The sequence below is a fragment of the Brevibacterium sp. R8603A2 genome (assembly GCF_023072605.1).
Classification (GTDB): Bacteria; Actinomycetota; Actinomycetes; order Actinomycetales; family Brevibacteriaceae; genus Brevibacterium; species Brevibacterium pityocampae.
This window is the reverse complement of the sequence record NZ_JALLGN010000046.1, coordinates 1-706: the sequence shown is the minus strand read 5'-3', so window position 1 is coordinate 706 and position 706 is coordinate 1. Positions and strand designations below refer to the sequence as shown.

General features: G+C 64.6%; 1 protein-coding gene. It reads left to right on the top strand.

Translation table 11 applies throughout. From position 1 onward, the window contains the following. A partial coding sequence (locus MTQ12_RS14830; protein WP_247619228.1) for a cbb3-type cytochrome c oxidase subunit I occupies positions 1–706 on the top strand: 706 nt, incomplete at both ends.

The following is a 706-nucleotide window of genomic DNA, read 5'->3' as shown; positions in this document are numbered from 1 at the left end:
CCGTGTGGGCCCACCACATGTACGTCACCGGTGCGGTCCTCCTCCCGTTCTTCGCGTTCATGACGATGCTCATCGCGGTGCCGACGGGTGTGAAGATCTACAACTGGATCGGCACGATGTGGCGCGGCTCGGTGACCTTCGAGACCCCCATGCCGTGGGCGTGGGGCTTCCTCGTCACCTTCGTCTTCGGCGGGCTGACCGGGGTCATCCTTGCCGCGCCGGTGCTCGACTACCAGGTCCACGACTCGTACTTCGTCGTCGCCCACTTCCACTACGTCGTGTTCGGCACCGTGGTGTTCGCGATGTTCTCCGGCTTCTACTTCTGGTGGCCGAAGTGGACGGGGCGGATGCTCAACGAGTCGCTCGGCACGATCCACTTCCGGCTGCTGTTCATCGGCTTCCACATGACGTTCCTCATCCAGCACTGGATGGGTGCCGATGGCATGCCGCGCCGGTACGCGGATTTCCTGCCGCAGGACGGCTGGACGTGGATGAACCAGATCTCCACCGTAGGTTCGCTGATCCTGGGTCTGTCGATGATCCCGTTCTTCTGGAACGTCTGGGTCACCGCCCGCAAGACACCGAAGGTCACGGTGAACGACCCGTGGGGCTACGGCTCCTCCCTCGAGTGGGCGACCTCGTGCCCGCCGCCGCGCCACAACTTCACCTCGCTGCCCCGGATCCGCTCCGAGCGCCCTGCGTTCGA